This is a genomic window from Exiguobacterium sp. QJM3NY_9 (assembly GCF_056173545.1).
In genome coordinates, this window is record NZ_CM149679.1 from 2522737 (window position 1) to 2542047 (window position 19311).

Annotated in this window: 19 protein-coding genes and 2 pseudogenes; 10 read left to right on the top strand and 11 right to left on the bottom strand. The window is 44.9% G+C overall.

The genetic code is table 11. From position 1 onward, the window contains the following. Nucleotides 1–15 precede the first annotated feature (15 nt). Nucleotides 16–303, bottom strand: coding sequence for a HesB/YadR/YfhF family protein (locus AC0VYQ_RS12885; RefSeq protein WP_088837836.1), 288 nt, complete (start codon nt 301–303; stop codon nt 16–18). A gap of 126 nt (nt 304–429) precedes the next feature. On the opposite strand from AC0VYQ_RS12885, the gene AC0VYQ_RS12890 reads away from it, so the two are divergent. The 4 genes from AC0VYQ_RS12890 (at nt 430) to AC0VYQ_RS12905 (ending at nt 4978) form a co-directional block, all read left to right on the top strand. Next, nucleotides 430–1272 carry a hypothetical protein gene (locus AC0VYQ_RS12890; RefSeq protein WP_475403722.1) on the top strand — a complete coding sequence of 281 codons (843 nt, stop codon included), beginning with the start codon at nt 430–432 and terminating at the stop codon, nt 1270–1272. 14 nt (nt 1273–1286) lie between these two features. After that, nucleotides 1287–1736, top strand: a complete 450-nt coding sequence (gene bcp / locus AC0VYQ_RS12895) for a thioredoxin-dependent thiol peroxidase (RefSeq protein WP_088837838.1) — start codon at nt 1287–1289, stop codon at nt 1734–1736. 663 nt (nt 1737–2399) lie between these two features. Then, nucleotides 2400–4049, top strand: a complete 1650-nt coding sequence (locus AC0VYQ_RS12900; RefSeq protein ID WP_214892668.1) for a peptide ABC transporter substrate-binding protein — start codon at nt 2400–2402, stop codon at nt 4047–4049. Between the two features lie 278 nt (nt 4050–4327). Next, nucleotides 4328–4978 carry a homing endonuclease associated repeat-containing protein gene (locus AC0VYQ_RS12905; protein WP_475403723.1) on the top strand — a complete coding sequence of 217 codons (651 nt, stop codon included), beginning with the start codon at nt 4328–4330 and terminating at the stop codon, nt 4976–4978. A 207-nt stretch (nt 4979–5185) separates the two neighbouring features. On the opposite strand, the gene AC0VYQ_RS12910 is transcribed toward AC0VYQ_RS12905, so the two are convergent. Continuing rightward, on the bottom strand, nt 5186–6880 hold the full coding sequence (locus tag AC0VYQ_RS12910; RefSeq protein ID WP_475403724.1) for a GGDEF domain-containing protein: 1695 nt from the start codon (nt 6878–6880) through the stop codon (nt 5186–5188). 122 nt (nt 6881–7002) lie between these two features. On the opposite strand from AC0VYQ_RS12910, the gene AC0VYQ_RS12915 reads away from it, so the two are divergent. Next, nucleotides 7003–7611: a YktB family protein gene (locus tag AC0VYQ_RS12915; protein WP_029331532.1), complete on the top strand. Its 609-nt coding sequence runs from the start codon at nt 7003–7005 to the stop codon at nt 7609–7611. Between the two features lie 33 nt (nt 7612–7644). Here the strand turns inward: AC0VYQ_RS12915 and AC0VYQ_RS12920 are convergent, their stop codons facing one another. From AC0VYQ_RS12920 to AC0VYQ_RS12945, 6 genes are all read right to left on the bottom strand, one after another. After that, the gene (locus tag AC0VYQ_RS12920) at nt 7645–8154 is read right to left on the bottom strand and encodes a hypothetical protein (RefSeq protein WP_029331533.1); all 510 of its coding nucleotides are present in this window, start codon (nt 8152–8154) and stop codon (nt 7645–7647) included. A 129-nt stretch (nt 8155–8283) separates the two neighbouring features. Continuing rightward, on the bottom strand, nt 8284–9345 hold the full coding sequence (locus tag AC0VYQ_RS12925; protein ID WP_371816049.1) for an ABC transporter substrate-binding protein: 1062 nt from the start codon (nt 9343–9345) through the stop codon (nt 8284–8286). A 15-nt stretch (nt 9346–9360) separates the two neighbouring features. After that, entirely contained in the window at nt 9361–10164 is an 804-nt protein-coding gene (locus AC0VYQ_RS12930; protein ID WP_088837844.1) for an ABC transporter permease, read from the bottom strand. Continuing rightward, a complete protein-coding gene (locus AC0VYQ_RS12935; RefSeq protein WP_214892674.1) occupies nt 10161–10970 on the bottom strand; it encodes an ABC transporter permease in 810 nt (269 codons plus the stop codon). The genes AC0VYQ_RS12930 and AC0VYQ_RS12935 overlap by 4 nt, the downstream gene beginning before the upstream one ends. After that, complete coding sequence (locus tag AC0VYQ_RS12940; RefSeq protein WP_475403725.1) at nt 10967–12061, bottom strand: ABC transporter ATP-binding protein; 1095 nt, start codon at nt 12059–12061, stop codon at nt 10967–10969. The genes AC0VYQ_RS12935 and AC0VYQ_RS12940 overlap by 4 nt, the downstream gene beginning before the upstream one ends. A 12-nt stretch (nt 12062–12073) precedes the next feature. Then, a complete protein-coding gene (locus tag AC0VYQ_RS12945; RefSeq protein WP_214892678.1) occupies nt 12074–12619 on the bottom strand; it encodes a helix-turn-helix domain-containing protein in 546 nt (181 codons plus the stop codon). A gap of 192 nt (nt 12620–12811) precedes the next feature. Between AC0VYQ_RS12945 and AC0VYQ_RS12950 the strand changes: the two genes are divergently transcribed. The 3 genes from AC0VYQ_RS12950 to AC0VYQ_RS12960 are packed head-to-tail and all read left to right on the top strand — an operon-like array spanning nt 12812 to nt 14844. After that, nucleotides 12812–13657, top strand: a complete 846-nt coding sequence (locus AC0VYQ_RS12950; protein ID WP_475403726.1) for a DegV family protein — start codon at nt 12812–12814, stop codon at nt 13655–13657. Between the two features lie 59 nt (nt 13658–13716). Beyond that, nucleotides 13717–14445 carry a tryptophan-rich sensory protein gene (locus AC0VYQ_RS12955; RefSeq protein ID WP_214767096.1) on the top strand — a complete coding sequence of 243 codons (729 nt, stop codon included), beginning with the start codon at nt 13717–13719 and terminating at the stop codon, nt 14443–14445. Between the two features lie 51 nt (nt 14446–14496). Next, nucleotides 14497–14844: an iron-sulfur cluster biosynthesis family protein gene (locus AC0VYQ_RS12960; RefSeq protein ID WP_214892680.1), complete on the top strand. Its 348-nt coding sequence runs from the start codon at nt 14497–14499 to the stop codon at nt 14842–14844. 263 nt (nt 14845–15107) lie between these two features. Here the strand turns inward: AC0VYQ_RS12960 and AC0VYQ_RS12965 are convergent, their stop codons facing one another. Beyond that, a complete protein-coding gene (locus AC0VYQ_RS12965) occupies nt 15108–17150 on the bottom strand; it encodes a putative bifunctional diguanylate cyclase/phosphodiesterase (protein WP_159173100.1) in 2043 nt (680 codons plus the stop codon). Between the two features lie 201 nt (nt 17151–17351). On the opposite strand from AC0VYQ_RS12965, the pseudogene AC0VYQ_RS12970 reads away from it, so the two are divergent. Continuing rightward, nucleotides 17352–17528: pseudogene (locus tag AC0VYQ_RS12970) on the top strand (helix-turn-helix domain-containing protein); the annotation flags it as partial. Nucleotides 17529–17530: 2 nt separating this feature from the next. Continuing rightward, a pseudogene (locus AC0VYQ_RS12975) lies at nt 17531–17743 on the top strand (zinc ribbon domain-containing protein); the annotation flags it as partial. A 159-nt stretch (nt 17744–17902) separates the two neighbouring features. Here AC0VYQ_RS12975 and AC0VYQ_RS12980 read toward each other — a convergent pair. Next, nucleotides 17903–18661 carry an anti-sigma factor gene (locus AC0VYQ_RS12980; RefSeq protein ID WP_214767092.1) on the bottom strand — a complete coding sequence of 253 codons (759 nt, stop codon included), beginning with the start codon at nt 18659–18661 and terminating at the stop codon, nt 17903–17905. Beyond that, nucleotides 18661–19206 (bottom strand): RNA polymerase sigma factor, encoded by a 546-nt coding sequence (locus AC0VYQ_RS12985; RefSeq protein WP_088837853.1) that lies wholly within the window; start codon nt 19204–19206, stop codon nt 18661–18663. Before AC0VYQ_RS12985 ends, AC0VYQ_RS12980 begins: the two co-directional genes overlap by 1 nt. Nucleotides 19207–19311 lie beyond the last annotated feature (105 nt).

The following is a 19311-nucleotide window of genomic DNA, read 5'->3' on the forward strand; positions in this document are numbered from 1 at the left end:
CACGTTTCGCTCGAATTATTCAGTTGCTTGGGAAAAGACGATCTCTTCGTTTTGGATTGAGACCTTGACGTCCTGCTCCTGGAACAACCACTCATCTTGATCAGAGACGACGAAATGAATCCCGTCCACGACTTCTTCAACAGCTGCCCGTTCGACTTCTTCCATATGGACACCGACCGAAAACCCTTGTGTCAAATCCGTCGATCCGCCGTATTTCGCGAAAAAGCGAATCGTGTCGCCTTCCTTCGCTTCCATCTCATCTTTAAAGTATTGTAATGCTTCATCCGTTACGTGAATTTTCATGTTTTATCCACTCCCCTTTAGACTAGTGTACCTATTTCCTACTCAAAAAAGCGAATATCCTGTATGGTGAAGACAGTAAACACTTCATTCCATCATTCCTGTTGATTCTGATTTAGGAGGTCCTATATGAAACGATTAATCACAACTCTACTATCAACGAGCATTCTGTTAGTCGGATGTGGGAACGATTCCACTTCCTCTACAGATACTGAATCCCCGAAGACGACGGAAACGAAACAAGTCGCGCAAGCCGATCAAGCCGTTCTTGATGTCTATCAAGCCTATCAAGATACGTTAGGGAAAACGGGATCAGCTGATGCAAAAGCACTCGCTAAGATTGAGTACACGGGTGAGTCCGAACCGTTACGCGCAGCAGCGATTGGTGCTAAAAACCTGAACGTCACGCCTGGCAAGATCGTTAAAAGCTTCCAACAAGGCGACGTCGCCTATATCATCCACGAGTTCAATGATGCGGATGGATCAGCGCTCCCAAACCGTGCGTCGAAGTTATTCCTGAAAAAAGATGGGGAATGGAAAGCTGTCATCGCACCAACGACCTTTGAACCAGCCGTCTTCACGACGCTCGCTGAGATGTTTGATTCATTTAATGCAGACGAATACGGCGTCAATGCCAAAGCAGCAGAAGCCGTCGGGAACACACCGGAAGATGAACAGGATAAAGTGTTCACACGCGTCAATGCCCAAACCGACTATATGGCACTCGAGATGAACAGTAACATCTTAATGATTTACGGTATGGCACTCGGCAACGAAGGTAATCCTGAAGTATTAGTCGATTACTATTCCGATTACGCGGACTGGTATGTCGATGAACAAGATCTATTACTCAAAACTGCGAAGGCCGGAACAGACTATGAAAAATATTTAATCGCACTTGACCCATTAAAGGAAAGCTTACAAAAGAAACTCGGAAAATACGCTGATCAACTGAACATGGAACTAGGTTAAAGGAGGACTCTTTTATGAACGCACCGACATTTACGTTACCGAACGCTACAGGCGAAGACATTTCACTCGCCGATTATCGTGGTAAGAAAGTCATTCTCTACTTCTATCCGAAAGACTCGACACCGGGTTGTACGACGGAAGCCTGTGACTTCCGTGACGCGACGGACGCCTTCGCGGCTGAAAATACCGTCATCCTCGGGATCTCTGCTGACAGTCAAAAACGGCATCAAAACTTTATCTCAAAATATGAACTTCCGTTTCAACTTCTCTCTGATGTCGATCATACGGTCTGCGAACAGTATGGGGTCTGGCAACTCAAAAAGAACTACGGTAAGGAATATTATGGAATCGTCCGTTCAACGTTTTTAGTTGATGAGGCGGGTGAATTAATCCAAGAATGGCGGAGCGTTAAAGTTAAAGATCATGTTTCTGAAGCCTTAAACTACGTAAAATCACTTGATTAAAAAGAAAAACACGTTACTGATGTAGCCTGTTTCAATGTAGACAAACTCTTATGAAGAGTGAATATGCTATAACGAGAGGCAAAGTTCGCGGTTCTAAGCGATTCGAGACGGATTGCGCTCTAAACCGTCCGCATGCCCGGCTTTCCGTCACGATGTTACCTAAAAAGCGTCACGTTTCGTTGACTTCTACGGGAAAAAGTGCGTTTTTAACGCACTTTCAGAGGCAGGCAAGACCCTGCTCGTTGGTCGTGAGGACCAAGGAGCAACGGCTTGCGCCTCGCCCGAGGAAAGCAACGAAAAAAGACGCTTTTATCTTCCGATATCACTTTGTCTACACGCTGACCACGTTACGGATGTAGCGTGTTTTTTAATTTTACAATCATTTTATCGCTACCAATTTTATCCTTTCAAAAATTTTTTTCACATAAAAAAACCTTGGTATTGCTCATATTTTTAATGTTTTTGAAATAATCTGAAAATATTCTATTGATTTTTCTGAATATTGTATTTATTATTAGAAACAAGTTGATCCGGTGCTTTCCTTCAACAAAAGTAAAAGGCGATGACCCCTCTTATTTTTTTCATAGGACACCGGATCGCTCTAACTATCGGGTACTCATTTTATCATCATATATATTTATTCTTGGGAGGGAACTTATCATTATGAAGAAGAAAAAAACACTCGCACTCGTTGGTGCACTAACAATCGCAGGATCAAGCTTGGCAGCTTGTTCATCAACAGATGACTCGAAAGACACATCCGGCTCGAAAGACACTGCAAAATCAGATGACAAGCAAGTCTTGAATTTAACAAGCGGATCAGACATCCCGGCACTTAGCCCGACAGTCGCGACAGACTCTGTTTCTTTCACAGTTTTAAACAACGTTCAAGAAGGTCTCTTCCGTCTTGATGAAAACCAAGAGCCGACACCAGGTGTTGCAGAAAGTGTTGACGTCTCGGAAGATGGACTTACATACACATTCAAATTACGCGATTCAAAATGGTCTGACGGCAGCGATGTCACAGCAAAAGACTTCGAATATGCTTGGAAACGTGTCCTCGATCCTGATAGCGGTTCGCAATATGCTTATATCATGTATGTCATCGATGGAGCGGAAGGCTACAACACTGGTAAAGGGAAAGCGGAAGATGTCGGTGTCAAAGCAGTGGATGACAAGACACTCGAAGTTAAGTTGACACAACCTGCAGACTACTTCAAAGCCTTGACTGGATTCGGTTCATTCATGCCGCTTAAACAGGAATTCGTTGAAGAAAAAGGAAAAGACTTCGCGAAGGATCCTGAGAACTTCCTTTACAACGGTCCATTCCAACTAACGGACTGGAAAACAGAAGTCGGTTGGTCGTACAAAAAGAACGACCAGTATTGGGATGCTGACGCAGTTAAACTTGAAGAAGTTAACTACAAAGTCGTTAAAGAAGTTTCAACGGCTGTCAACTTGTATGAAAAAGGTGACATCGATACAGTCGGTTTGACTAGCGAATTCGTCGATCAATATAAAGATGATGAAGATTTCCAAACACGTCTCGATGCATCGATGTACTATATCCAAATGAACTTCAAAAACGAATTGCTCAAAAATAAAGATATCCGTAAAGCGATCGACTCAGGATATGACAAAGAACAGATGGCGAAAGTCCTCTTAAACAACGGCTCAATCCCGGCATACTACTATGTCCCGCAAGAATTCGCAAATGGTCCAGATGGAAAAGACTTCCGCGACGGCAACGAAGGCTTCGGTTCATTTGATGCTTCATCTGCAAAAGCATCATTCGAGAAAGGTCTAAAAGCAGAAGGCAAAGACAAAGTTAAACTCGAGCTTCTCTCATATGATGATGACAACTCGAAAAAAATCTCTGAATACCTCAAAGGTGAATGGGAGAAAAACCTTCCAGGTCTTGAAGTAACAATCAAGCAGCAGCCATTCAAAAACAAATTAGAACTTGAATCGAAAGGTGAATTCGAACTTTCATTCGCTGGTTGGGGACCTGACTACCAGGATCCAATGACATTCCTCGACATGTGGATGACTGGTGGACCGTATAACCGTGGTGGTTACTCAAGCGACAAGTACGATTCACTCATCAAATCTGCAATGAAAGACGCGAATGCCGAAACACGCTGGCAGTCACTGAAGGATGCTGAAAAAGTCTTACTCGAAGACGATCAAGCAATCTCTGTCATGTACCAACGTGGAGCTTCCCTCTTACGTAAACCTTACGTTAAAGGAATCGTCAACCATAAAGTCGGAGCGGATACTTCGTTCAAATGGACTTACATCGAAGGAAAATAAGGATACAAGATCTTTAAAGGCCAGCCTCGCTTTACGCGGGTCTGGTCTTTTTTTCCATATGAGGCGAATGTACTGTTTTTTAGATATTGATTAAAAAGTGGTAACATTCTGTTTTCATTTGCATTACTTCCATTTATACTTATCCAGAAGAAACTAAATTCACTTTTTTTTACAATAATTCACGGTAATTCTTCAGATTTAATGAAAAAGTGCCGATACATTCTATATAGAGGACTTTTGCCTCAATACTACGATCATTTAGGAAGGAGGACTCATCTTTGAAACAACGTATACTGACGAGTCAACAAACATTCACAGAAGAACAAATGGAAATGATTGAAGCCATCCGTGCAGTCAGCGAACTGATTCAAGACCGGCCACGCCGGACGATCTACCGCCGCTACGCCGTTGTCAATGGTTGGCCATTGCCTGAAAACATCATCCGCCAATTCGGTTCGTGGCCGGAAGCTTTATCTGCTGCAGGTTTTGAATGGCATATCGATCAGCAACCGGAAGAGCTGGAGCGGGCACCGAAATATACGAAAGATGAAATTCTAAAATCTTTCCACCGGTACGCGAAAGATGTCGGTTCGACGATTACCTTGAAGAAGTACCAAATTTGGCGGAAATCGGTTCACCATGCACCGAGCCACTATCATATCGTGAAGATGTTTGGTTCCTGGCATGATGCCTGCACAGCAGCAGGACTCGAAGCAAGCGTCACGTATTCAAAAGCAGAGCTTGCTGCATCACTTCGACAAGCAATTGAAGAAGTCGGATTCTCATTGTCTTTTGAAGCTTACCGTGAGTGGGCGAAACGAAACAACAAACCGTCTACAAAAGCATTGCTTCATCGCTATGGTTCATGGTCAGCCGCTATTCATGCGATCGAGAGTGAAATCCGTATGAGTAACCAACAAGCGCAATAATCAGTCTAGTGCATTCATTTTCTTCCTATTTTATAGTTCACACGCTAAACAGCCCAGTCGACGCCTCGACTGGGCTGTTTTATGTTTAATAGTAATGGCCGATGCTTCCGTGAAAAGATGGAAGCATCGGCCACTTGACTTGATGTAGAACGAAAACGTCTGTCAAAAAGATTGTTTTGGCTACACATATGAGTCAGCACCGTTATATTAAATCACTTTTTCTTTCCACTCTTGGTATGACGCAACGCGGTCACGCCCCTGGAATTTAGCCCCTACGTACATCGCACGGTCTGCATTTCGAATCAGGCTCGCAAGATCGCCTAACTCTTTCAGCGTATCGATTCCGATGCTTGCGGTGATTTCTAACGAATGACCGGATACTTCGATTGGATTGGCGTGTAGCGTCTCACGGATGCGCTCTGCAACGATTCGTGCCGATTCGATGTCCGTATTCGGTAATAACACGACGAACTCTTCTCCACCGTACCGCGCGACAAGGTCTGTGATGCGTGTCGCCTGCATCAAGAGTTTAGCGACCTCGAACAATACAACATCTCCGATTTCGTGACCATGGGTATCATTGATTTGCTTAAAGTGATCCAAATCAATCATCAATGCCGAGAACGGATACAAATCCTTTTGCTTGATTCGTCGATCGCCCCACTCTTGCAAGGCACGGTAGTTCGGTAATTTTGTCATGGCGTCTGTCCGGCTATCGATTAAAAGATGTTGTCGTTCTTGGGCCCGTTCAACGGCCCAGGACAACACACGTAATGCACGATACAGCTCATAACCAAAATCTGTCGTGAATTCACCACTTGCTTCCGATGCTAAAAATAACGAGCAATTGATGGTTTCCGTCGCTTCCGGTTTGATGAACAGAATCGATTGTGTTTCTTCAGGAAGACAATCGTAGAGGCGAATGTCCCACTCCTGTTGCATGCCGTAAAGGAGAACCTCCTCTTTTTCAATCAATTCTTCGATGATGATTCCTTCGACGTGATCCGCTTTTAATTTCCGCCCATCTTTCAGCGAATAATAGACCGTCTTTCCTTCTCCAAAATCAAACTTTATCCAGGCGATGTCAGGTTTAACGAATTGATTGAGTTGTTTTAAGTAGCGTTCGATGATGAACTGGGCATCCCCGTCCTGCCACGCTGCTTCTTTTAGACGCTCAATCTGTTCCCAGTGTTCAATCCGGTCACTCGCATGAACCGAACTGCCGAGCGCACGTTTGATGATGAATAATGCAAATGCCGTCATGACCAACGCACTGATTCCATTGTTTTGGGCCATCAAGGTACTAAAGACTCCAAATAACAGTTCTGCCGTAATGACGACTGCTTCAAAACGTAGCAACGGGATCATGACGCTGCTCGGGATATTCTCTCCGAGTAAAAAGTTCGACAATGTATATTGGAACAAGAGGACGACCCACATGATGACGACCATCGTCACGAGCGGTACGATATTCCCGATGAGTGAAAAATCCGGACCGTGTGTTCCACCGAGCGCATTGTAGGCTAAACCTGCCGGCAAAATCAATAAGAGTTCGAGCGTGACGTTGAATGGATAATTGTGCAGCATACGCCGTCGTCCGATTGCCGTATGAAAAGAACGCAATTGGTAAATCAGCATCGTCAATTGTCCGACACAAATCGCTGATAACAATCCGTATGTTAAAAAGGTATACAGGACAAAACCAAAGTGGAACGTAAAACTCATATGTCTTCGACGAACCGGGTCGACGACAAAAATCGTCGATAACGCTACTACCAAAAAGAATGTAAAGTAATCGATGCTGAGGCTGTATCCGTCTGCTCTCGCGATAACATCAAGAACAATCACGACGATAAAGAATACGACCCAGCTTCGAAGGAGATATTGTTGAAAACGACGCACGTTGAGTTCCCCTTCCTAAAAAATTTTTATTTTTTAAGTGTACTGCATTGCACCTAAGAAAATCTTTAAACGCTCTTTTTCCTAGACGGGTTTGTTACAATGTAAACAGAGGTGATGAATACATGAGTACTCAATTTACAAAGGAAGCCTTCGAAGCGTTTGAAATCGAAGGGTTAGAAAACCGGATGGAAGCGATCCGGGAACGGATACAACCTGTTTTCCGGCAAATCGGCGCTGAAGTCTCACCCGATTTGACAGTCAATCTCGCAGAGGATATGTATGTGCACATTGCACAACATGCAAGACGCAAGGTAAACCCGCCTAATGATACGTGGATGGCGTTTTCTCCAAACAAACGTGGTTATAAAAAACATCCGCATTTCCAAGTCGGACTCTTTGATGATCATTTGTTCATTTGGCTCGCTTATATCTACGAGCTTCCTAATAAACAACAATACGCGACGCAACTTCTCGAGCAACAAAATTTGTTACAGGACTTACCGGAGGACTTCGTCATTTCCTACGATCACATGAAAAAAGAAGCAGTTCGTGTGACTGATGCAAACCTTGAACAAGGATTAGTTCGTTTTCGTGATGTAAAAAAAGCTGAATTTTTAATCGGACGGCATGTTTCCGCCCAAAAAGTCAGCACAATGTCCCATGATGCATTACTTGAATTGATTCGAAATACCTACGACCATCTCGTTCCGGTCTATAAAAAGGTTAAATAAAAAGGATGGCCTATAAGGTCATCCTTTTTCTCATTAGTTATATTTTACTAGAATTGACATGACTTGTGTACGGTCAGAATTTAAATTTAGATAAATGTTGACCTTTTTCGCTGAAACGGTCATCGTGTTGAACATTGGATCAAGTTTAGCAGTTGGATACGCTTTTTTTACTTCCTTGACAGAAATCGTGCGTTTGACCATTTTCGGATCATATACGATTGCTGAAACTTTTGCTTTACTGTCTTTTACTCCGTACGTCGAACAATAATGAACGGAACGATCGGGTGTCATAAGCCCGTTACCACTTTGGCACCAGTTCGAATTTTTTTCACCTTTATATGCACTATGTACCTGTGCGAGTGTCGTTCGGTTAAGTTTAACGTTTTTGTCGAGTGACTTAGCATAACCGGCGTTCTTCTTAATATGTTGAAGCCAATTGACATCCGTTGGTTTCGTTGCTTCTGCTGATTGATTATATGAAGTGCCTGACACGACGCTGACGGCAAGAGCTGCTGTTAAGATAAGTCCTAAGATTCGTTTCATGGTGTTACCTCCTAAAAATGCTTTGTTAAATAACTCATTCCCCCATTTCTCAAAAAATACTCATCTTCCATACATTTTTTAGAAAAATATTTTAAAAAAGGCTGGTATCCGTGGGATACCAGTCCTTTGTTATTTTTTATGCATTTTAAACTCTAAGAATAATTCATTGTAATGGGCAAGCATCTTTTTCCCCAAGTTTTTGTAGACTTCGAGTGTATCCGTCACAGCTTTATCCGGATAGAACCGTTCGTCTTCCCGTACCTCTGCGTCGAGGAGTTTTAAAGCATCTTTGTTCGGTGTCGAGTAACCGACATAATCCGTATTCTTCGCAGCGATGTCCGGGCGCAACATGAAGTTGATAAACGCATGTGCCCCTTCGACGTTTTCCGCCGTTTTTGGAATGACGACATTATCAAACCAAACGTTCGACCCTTCTGACGGAATGACGTAGTTCAAGTCTTCATTTTCACTCATGATTTCATTGGCATCACCGGACCAGACGACCCCGATCCCGGCTTCTTCGTTTGCGAGCAGTAGCTTGATTTCATCTCCAACGATCGCTTTGACGTTCGGCGTTAAGTCCATCAAGTTCGCTTTTGCTTCCTGGAGCTTGTCTTCGTCCGTTTCGTTCAAGGAATAACCGAGACTGTTTAGACTCATCCCCATCACTTCACGGGCTCCGTCCGCTAATAAGATTTGATTTTTAAAGGCAGGGTCCCATAAATCTTTCCAACTCGTTGGTTCCTTTCCATCAAGCAGTTTTTGATTGTAGACGATGCCGACCGTCCCCCAAAAATACGGGATCGAATACTGATTGCCCGGGTCGAACGGCAAATCAAGGAAACGATCATCGATATGCTTGAGATTCGGAATTTTCGATTGATCAATCGGGATGACGAGATCTTCTTCAATCATCTTCGCAATCGCATAATCTGAAGGAACGGCGATATCATACGTCGTCCCTCCTTGCTCAATCTTCGTCAACATCGCTTCGTTCGAGTCGAATGTCTGATAGACGACTTTAATTCCTGACTCTTCTTCAAACTGATCGATTAAGTCCGGGTCGATGTAATCCCCCCAGTTGTAAATATTCAAGACATTTCCCCCGGAATAGCCTTGTGTCGCGTTTAAGCGGTTCAAAGCAAACAGGATGACGCCCGAGATTAGAAAAATCGTTACGAACAATTGGATTAATTTTTTCAACGGTCATTTCACCTCCGGTCGTGACAACTTCGCTACAGAACGTTGGTTCAAGAAATAGTAGCCGATGACAAGTAAGAACGTAAATAAGAAGATGACGGTCGACAAGGCATTGATTTTCATCGAAATCCCTTGGCGTGCCAATGAATAGATTTCAACGGATAAGGTCGTAAACCCATTCCCCGTCACGAAAAATGTCACGGCAAAATCATCGAGTGAGTACGTCAGTGCCGTAAAGAATCCGGCAAATATCCCCGGTGTGATGTACGGCAAGATGACTTTCGTCAGGACGTCCAAACGACTTGCCCCTAAATCACGTGCCGCATCGACGAGCGTCGGGCTCATCTCTTGCAGTTTCGGCAAGACGAGGATGACGACGATCGGGACAGAAAACGCGATGTGCGACAGTAAGACGGATGTAAAGCCAAGTTGAATCCCGAGCATCGTAAAGAAGATTAAGAACGATGCACCGATGATGACGTCCGGACTGACAATCAAAATACTATTAAGTGTCAGGAGCGACGTTTCAATCCGCTTTTTCCGAACTGCTTGAATTCCAATTGCACCGAACACGCCGACAATCGTCGAGATCGCTGCTGAGAGCAAGGCGATGACGAGTGTATTCAAGACGATGATCAAGAGGCGTGAATCTTGAAAGACTTCCTTATACCAATCCCACGTGAAGGAATCAAAGTTCGTCATGTTATCTGCACTGTTGAACGAATAGAATGCGAGATAGAAGATTGGAGCATACAAGACGATGAAAACACCAATCAAATATAGGTTTGCCAGTTTAAACCGTTTCATCATGTCGTCGCTCCTTTCTTCCGTTTTGTACTCGTCAAGGCGAGAATGATGGCCATCGCGATGATCAAGAAGACGGCGATCGTCGCACCCATCCCCCAGTTTTGAGTGACAAGAAATTGTTGTTCAATTGCTGTACCGAGCGTGATGACACGGTTCCCGGCAATCAGGCGGGTAATCATGAAGAGTGATAACGCCGGGATGAAGACAAGTTGACAGCCTGACTTCACACCATCAATCGTCAATGGGAAGACGACACGACGAAATGTCGTAAAGTTCGATGCCCCTAAGTCACGTGCCGCAAAGACGAGCGACGGACTTAACTTTTCGATGGCATTAAAAATCGGCAAAATCATGAACGGGATGAAGATGTAGACCGACACGAAGACGAAGCTGAAGTCCGTGAACAGGATTTGTTTTCGCCCGATGCCAATCGCTTCAAGCGTTTGGTTCGCGAGTCCGTACGTGCTGAACAGTCCGATGAAGGCATAGGCTTTCAGCAGCAGGTTGATCCAGGTCGGTAAGATGATCAAGAGCAACCAAAGTTGTTTATGCTTCGTTTTCGTCAATAAATAGGCCGTCGGATAACCGATCGCAAGCGAAAACAACGTGATTAAAAAGGCATACCAAAATGAACTGAGCGTCATCGTCAAATACGTCGAGGTAAAGAAATTCTGATAGTTGACGAACGAGAAGTTTCCATCTAAATCAAGGAACGAATAATAGACGACAAGTACGATTGGAGCGATGACGAATAAGGCAATCCAAAATGTATAGGGAATCAGGTACCAGTTACGTGTTTTTTGCATCATAACACCCCATCGTACGATTCAAGCCGTTTATCAAAGTCTTCTTCCGTCTCATTCAGACGCATGACGTGAATCGCTTCTGGATCAAATGTCAAACCGATATGCTCACCGACTGTCGCTTTTTTCGTACTGTGGACGAGCCACTCATTTCCGACTTCATCGATACAGGCGATTTCATAATGGACGCCACGGAAGAGTTGCGAATCGACCGTCACCCGCAGCTTCCCTTGGGCGACATCCGTGATTTCTAAGTCTTCTGGACGGATGACGATTTCGACCGGCTCATTCAATTCAAGCCCACGGTCGACACATTCGAATTCTTTTTCTGCGAACGAGACGAGGTAATCGTTTAACATCCGTCCCGGAATGATGTTCGACTCACCGATGAAGTCAGCGACGAAGCGGTTGATCGGTTCATCATAAATGTCGGTCGGTGTCCCCGATTGTTGGATCGAACCATGATTTAAGACAAAAATTTCATCCGACATCGCCAGCGCTTCTTCTTGATCATGCGTGACGAAGATGAACGTAATCCCAAGACGACGCTGTAAGTCGCGCAGCTCGTATTGCATCTCCGTCCGCAACTTCAAATCGAGTGCTGACAAAGGTTCGTCCAGTAAAATCACTTCCGGTTCATTAACGATTGCCCGGGCAATCGCGACACGCTGCCGTTGTCCCCCCGACATCTCAGTGATTTCACGTTTTTCGTAGCCTGATAAGTTAACGAACTTCAACGCATCAAGGACACGTTGCTTAATGTCTGCTTCTTTGACCTTTTTGATTCGGAGGCCGAAGGCGATGTTCTCGAAGACGTTTAAGTGCGGGAACAAGGCATAATCCTGGAAAACCGTATTGACTTGACGTTTGTTCGCCGGAACATCGTTAATCCGTTTTCCGTTGAAGATGATTTCACCCGCTGTCGCTTCCGTAAAACCGGCAATTAAGCGCAGGACTGTCGTTTTACCGCAACCGGATGGGCCGAGCAATGTGTAGAACTTCCCCCGCTCGATTTCGAAGCTGACACCGTCGAGGACGGTTTGGTCGTCAAACTGTTTTGATACTTCTTTGAATTGAATGATCGTATTCGTTGTCACTTTAGTTCCTCCTTAAAGATACGAGTCGGTTGCTGTGACGAGAAGTTTCGCCTCCGTCGCTGACTCGTTTCGTAGTTGATGGATTTCTGACGCTTTATAGTAGAACGTCTCACCTTGTTTCGCCCGGAATATTTGTCGACCGAGTGCGAGTGTCACGTTACCTTGGAGGACATAAACGAATGTTTCCGATCCGGACGGTTCATAAGCTTTAAATGAACTGTTCGCAGCAAGCGTCAACAGGACCGGCTCCATTTCTTTTTCATTCGACTCCGGAATCAACCAGGTGACGTGGTACCCTCGTTCCTCATCGGCATAACTCGTGACATCGTCTCGTGTATAAACGACTTTCTGATTCAGCGCCTCCTCATCGAAAAAGTCTCTTGCTGAGATGCCTAATACTTCAAGGAGGCTAAATAATGTCTCGATCGAGGGAGAACTGATCTCTCGCTCGATTTGCGAAATATATCCCTTACTTAAATCGGTTCTTTCCCCGAGCTCTTCTTGTGTCAATCCTTTTTGAAGACGCAAGTTTTTAATTTTATTGCCAATCGTACGCACTTTACGCCCTCCTCTCCCATACTGTTCCTGAGTTTAGTATAAGACGACTGAAAGTTTACTAATCACGTACCGATTATAGCGTACTGACTTTTTTTAGCAAGGGAAATTACTCACTTTTTTCAGGAAGGTTTGACACCGGTAACGCTTACACCTACAATTAATATCAGGTACTAAAATGAGGAGGAATTCACGATGCGCATTGCTTGGATTACAGACAGTACGACGATTGTGCCAAACTCAATCGTCGACCATCAAGACTTAACGATCGTCCCGTTACTTGTCATGAAGGATGGTGAAAGTTTTATCGACGGTGTCGATGTCAATGCTGAGACTGTCTATAGCTGGATCGATGCCGGTCATAAGGTCACGACGAGTCAACCTTCGATTGGGACTTTTACGGAACACTATGAAAAACTAAAAGCAGACTATGACTTCGGATTTGCCGTTCATTTATCGAGCGAACTGAGCGGTACGTATAATGCTTCCATTCAAGGAGCAGAAATTGCCGGTTTTCGTCTGATTGCGATTGATTCCCGTTGCGGCATCTATCCAGCAGGACAATTACTTGCGGAAGCGATCCAGTTAGCAGAACAAGGAGTTGCGATTGAACAAATCGAACAGATGATTTTAAAACGACGGTTCGATCATCACATCGAATTTACCGTCGAAAACTTAAAACAGTTGCAAGCTGGCGGTCGCATTTCATCGACGAAAGCTTTCGTCGGTAATTTACTTCAATTACGCCCGCTCTTCCACTTCGAGGAGGGCAAAATCGTTCCTTACCAGACGGTTCGGACCTTCAAGAAAGCGCACTCCAAAATTTATGATCATCTCGTCGAAATCCTTGAACGTGGTGACGTAACGGATATTTCACTGTTTCATGCCACAGCGTACGACTTAGCACGGGAATGGAAGATAAAACTCGAGGCGCGCTTCGATGTCTCGATTCGTATTGACGATCTTACGCCTGTCCTCGGCTCACACACCGGGAATCCGGCGATTGGCATGTCATTCTTAAATCCGACAAGCCGACACTAATGTCTAAAACTGAAAGATTCAGGGTAAACCTTCTTTAGAGATTAAAGGAGGTTTTTCTATTGAAAAATAAATGGATTTGGTTGAACTGGCTTGGTTTCATCTTTGCTGTAACAGTTAACGCACTCGACGGTGGGAAAACCGGTCGTATTTCCGACACGATTCCGACGTTGTTCAAACCTGCCGGGTATGCGTTCTCGATTTGGGGACTCATTTATGGTGTTTTACTTGTTTGGTTGATTTTACAGACCATCCCGAAATTCAAAGAACATGAAATCGCAAAAAAAATCGGTCCTTGGTTTTTGATTAGTTGTCTCTTTAATGCCGCTTGGATCGTCACATTCGCTTACAAACTTTTCCCATTGACGCTCGTCGTCATGATTGGTCTACTCGCTTCTTTGATGGTCATCTACTCGAAGGTCGATCGCGAAACAAAAGCCCTTCGTTTTAAAGTCCCGTTCTCCCTTTACATCGGCTGGGTCTCGGTCGCGACAATCGTTAACGTCTTCATCGTCATGCAGACGCAAGGCATCACGAAGTTGCTCGGCATCGGTGACGCCGGTTGGACGATGATCATGCTTCCGGTAGGTGTCATTGTCGCACTCATCTTTATGTTTGCGAACCGCGATCCGATTTATCCGCTCGTCTTCGTTTGGGCCTATATCGCAATCAACTTTAAATCAGATGACGGTCTCGTTGATACGGTCGTCCTCGGTAGCGTCGTCGTCCTTCTTGCAGGATACGTCTTCTTACTCGTCCGGATGCGTCGGCAAATCCATGTGAGCAAGTAACGTTATTTCTGTTTGAAACACGCGTATACTGTAGACAAAGGAGTGATTGTCATGAACATCACATTTACAGGTCCCGCACTTGATCGGATTGAACAATTGCGCGGTGACATCAAAGGACAGCTTCATCTTTATTACGACACAGAAGGATGCGGTTGTGGAAACTCCGGTATCTTCAGTATCCGTTTCGTCGAGTCGGCGACTGACGAAGATATGACGATTGATTCAAATGTCGGTCCCGTCCTCGTCAAACGTTGGTCGAGTCACTTTCTCGATCAAGACATGACACTCGATTATAAAGAAGAATCAAAATCACTGATTTTAAAAAGCGACGGACAATACTTCAATACGAATGTTCTTGTGACCGATCATACCGGCTGTCAGTTGACACCGAATCGGTAAGTACAAAAAAGGCAGCCTCCCTTGTGGAAGCTGCCTTTTGTAATAGTTGGACAGACAGAGGCTGCGTTGATTACAGAGTCACGGTCATCTATAAAATGTACTAGAGTTCTGTCTGCATCGTACACGAGTCGAGTAGGTTTTTCCGCCCGATCAACCTACTACCAATACGTTTTTCGTCCCCCATATCTTCGCACGCATCATGCCGGCGTGCTTATCTAGCTTACGTAACCAATCCGTGATTGGATTTAAAAAACAACATTTTTTTAGCCGACATCACGTACTGTACGCTCAATCGTCTGCTGATCCAAGTCCTTGACGTTCATCGGACGGCTATAGTAATACCCTTGTCCATAATCACAGCCGAGGCGTTTTAAAAATTCGTGTTGTTCGAGTGTTTCGACACCTTCCGCCACGACCGCTATCCCGAGACTTTTCGCTAATTGAATGATCATTTCCGTGATGGCCGTGCCCCGCTCGTCATGCGGAACCTCATCGATGAACGATTTATCAATCTTTAAGATATCGATTGGTAAGTGCTTCAAGTGGGTCAGTGAAGATAAACCTGTTCCGAAGTCATCCAAAGCAATCGTCAGGCTCAACTGTTTCAGTTCACCAAGCATCATCAGGGCCCGTTCCAAGTTCTCCATGACAGAGGTTTCCGTAATTTCGAGTTGAAGATGAAGCTCTCCCCCGCGTTCGAGTGAGTGATGGACAATCTCTTTAATCATTGAATTATGAGACTCGGACCGGAAGTGCATCGCTGATAAGTTGACCGACACTTGACGAATGAAATGATCCTCCTTTTTCCACAACTCCATCTGGTGGACCGTCTCCTTCAAGACCCATTCCGTCAGTCGATGAATCAAACTGTACTTTTCAGCAATCGGAATGAACTCGGCCGGTGAGATGAAGCCGAGTTTCGGATGGTTCCACCGAATCAGGACCTCTGCTTGTTCGACCTTCCCTGTCGCTAACGCAATCTTCGGCTGATAGACGAGATTAAATTCTTTGTAATCGGTCATCGCCTTTCGGAGTGAACCGACAATCAACTGTTCCCGTCGATCCGAGTGAATCAATTCATCATATAAAACAAACCGATCGCGCCCTTCATTTTTTCCAGCCCGTAAGGCACTCTCCATCTGACCAATCCGCATCTCTAACGTTTCTTCCGGATTCGGCAAGATGACACCAATCGTCGCAGTTAAATGAATCTCTTGATTTTCAAGGAGCATCGGTTGACGGATTTGCTCGAGCACCTGATTAAATGAAGCCTCAAGTTGTTCCGTATCGACTTGTTTAATCAAGAAAAATTGTGTTCCGTTGTAGCGGATACAGGCTTCTTCTTCGCCGAGGATTTCTTTAATCCGATCTGCAAACTGACGAATGATCGTATCCCCTTGATCAAAACCGAATGTGTCGTTAATCCACTTATAGCCGTCTAAATCAATCAACGCCATCGCCATCGTTTGTTTCGAGCGGTTGTATTGTCCATCCACCTTCATCATGTGATGGTCAAGCCAGCGCCGATTGTGCAGCCCCGTCAAATGGTCCGTATAGGCCATCATTTGAAGTGCACGTCGTTCCAAGTGGATGTAGAGTCCCGTGATCAAGATGATTAAAATAAAGATTGGAATCGCCACTTCACTCAAGATGTTCGACGTGATCGGGTCATTTGATAAAACGGTAGTGGAATCAGCCGGGATACAAAATGTCGTTCCGAGCATGCCAACGTAATGCATCGCTGATACGGCTAAGCCCATCAATGTCGCGACAGGGATTAAAATGCGTTTTTTGTCGACATGGCGCGTCATATAAAGCAATAATAGCGCCACATAGGCAACCGTCACGGCAATCAACACTGAAAGAGTGAAGATGCCGGTGTCATAACGGATATCTCCCCCAAACTGCATCGCGGCCATCCCCAGGTAATGCATCATTGTAATTCCAATCCCGATGAGTGAACCTGCAAGCACGACTTTTTTACGCGTAATCGCAGAATAATATAATAAATAAAAGGCAATCCATGCAGCCGTGATCGCGGGTACGACCGAGAGTAACATCAGGACCCAGTCATAATTGACCGCGACCGATAATTCGAATGCACCCATTCCAATAAAGTGCATGCCCCAAATCGATAACCCCATCGTCAATGATGAAAGAAGCAGTGTTCGTTTTCTTAAAGATGTCGCTTTAGCCAAGCGTCGATTGAGTTCAAGCGAGGCGTAGGATCCGACAATGGCGACGATAACCGATAGGATGACCAGTGCCTCTTCATAGTGTTTCGGTAGTATGATCCATTCATTCATTGTGTAAGTGCCTCTCTTTTTGACTGACATTCCTATTAGTATCGTCTTAATTCGTCATTTCTTTCAGTACTGTTTCGAATTTTTATCAAAATCAGGCGAGAATACGCCCAATTCTAAACAATTCGGGTGAAGCCCGAGTGAAAGTGGGAGATGAATCGCCCCCTCTCTTTCGGGTATATCCGTTGTAAGGAGGTGAACATCATGTTGACTCACAAGGCCTACACATTCAGAATCTACCCGACAAAAGAGCAGGAAATCCTGATCGCGAAGACGATCGGTTGTTCGCGCTTCGTCTTCAACCACTTTTTAGCGAAGTGGGATGAGACATATAAAGCGACAGGTAAAGGACTGTCCTACGGGTCTTGTTCGAAAGAACTCCCGTCGTGAAAGTCGGCAAGACCTTCGCCTCTAGTCAACTGTGTTCCAGTTGCAGACATCAACACAAAGACGTGAAACATCTTGGCTTGCGTGAATGGACATGCCCGAGTTGCGGCATCCACCACGACCGTGATGTGAACGCAGGACTGAACCTCAAACAAGAAGCTGAACGCCTCTTAGCTTCTTCAACCGTCGGGACGACGGGGTTAGCCTGATCAATTTTCGACCGTGAGGTCGGATCACTCAGGAATTCTCCACCTCTAAGCGAAGCGTAGGTGGAGGTAGTTCAAACAGTTTGATGTGTTTTTCGACTATTTTGTACGAAATATACAAAAAAGAGACCCACATTTGTGGATCCCTCGACATTTCTTCTCTTATAGTGTGGCGGATGCAATGACTGCTCCGGTTGGTTGTTCTAAATCTGGTTCAGGTTCGACCGTAATCGCGACGGCATCAATCTTTCCACTGCCTTTGAGTGCAAAGACTGCTGCTGCTTGACCATCTTGTTCGATGACTCCGTTCGCCTGTACTTGATCGCCTTGAATCGTCCACATCTGATACAACTCGCCTTCTTTAAGCGGTGGCAAATCTTTCAATTGAACGAGCATGTATTCTTTATCGTCTTTCGTAAAGATCATGCTCGATCCTTGAATCGAAGCCGTACTCTCGAAGTTTCCCATGCCGTTCACTTCATCCAGCGCTAACGCTTCTGTTTGTTCTGGTTCATCTTGCGCTAAGAAATAGGCGTTCGCTCCAAGCGATAATAAGAGAACCGCTGCAATGCTCATTAACCAACCGAGTGGGACTTTTCGTCTCGTTTGCTTTTTCGCACGTTTTGTCTCGAGTTCCGAGGCATGTTCCGGTGTCGGCTGTGTTGTTTTCACAATGTTAGGAGCTTCTTGATCCGTCTCGTTTGACGAAGCAAGGACTTCTCCTAAGATTCTTGATTTCATCCCAGCCGGTACCGGTCGTTCTGGAAGTGATTCCGCGATGGGAAGCATCAATTCTTCCATTTCTTGTAGCGCCTGCTTGCAGTCGTCACAAGTCGCAAGATGTGCTTCGAACGCGTCTCGATCGGCTGCAGATAACGTTCCATTAAAGTAATCAATTAAATCATGACAACGTTCTTCCATCAACGTTCCCTCCCTTCCAATAATTTTCGTAACGCTTGAATCGCACTCCTTATCCTCGTCTTCACCGTTCCGAGGGGCAATTCGAGCTGATCTGAGATTTGTTGTTGCGTTAACCCTTTAAAATAGACGAGCTCAATTAATTCTTGTTGCTCCGGTTTCAATGCTTGGACCGCCTCACGTACTTCAGAAGCCGTTTCCCGTTCGACGACCGTTCGTTCGACCGGTTCATCAAACCCACCGTCTCGTTCTTCAATTTCAATTGTCGGTTGTCGCTTTTCACGCCGTAAACAATCAAGCGCAGCATTTCGGGTAATCGTCAACACCCACGAAGAGAACTTTCCTTTCTCCGTATTGAAGTCAACACGTCCATTCCATATCTTCATCCAGACTTCTTGAATAACTTCTTCAGATAATCGATCGTTGTTCGTAAAGCGATGTGCGAATGAAAACAACAGCCTCTCGTATTTATCATATAACGTTTCAAGAGCCTGTTCATCTCCTCCACGCATCTGATGATAAAGCGATTCATCGGATTGAGTATGCATCCTTCTCCCCCTTGTGATTAGTCAGCCTTATCATATAGTATACGCAAGCTGACGCAAAATCGTTTTAGTTTTCTTTCGTTATTTTGATTATTTTTCTCCACCACA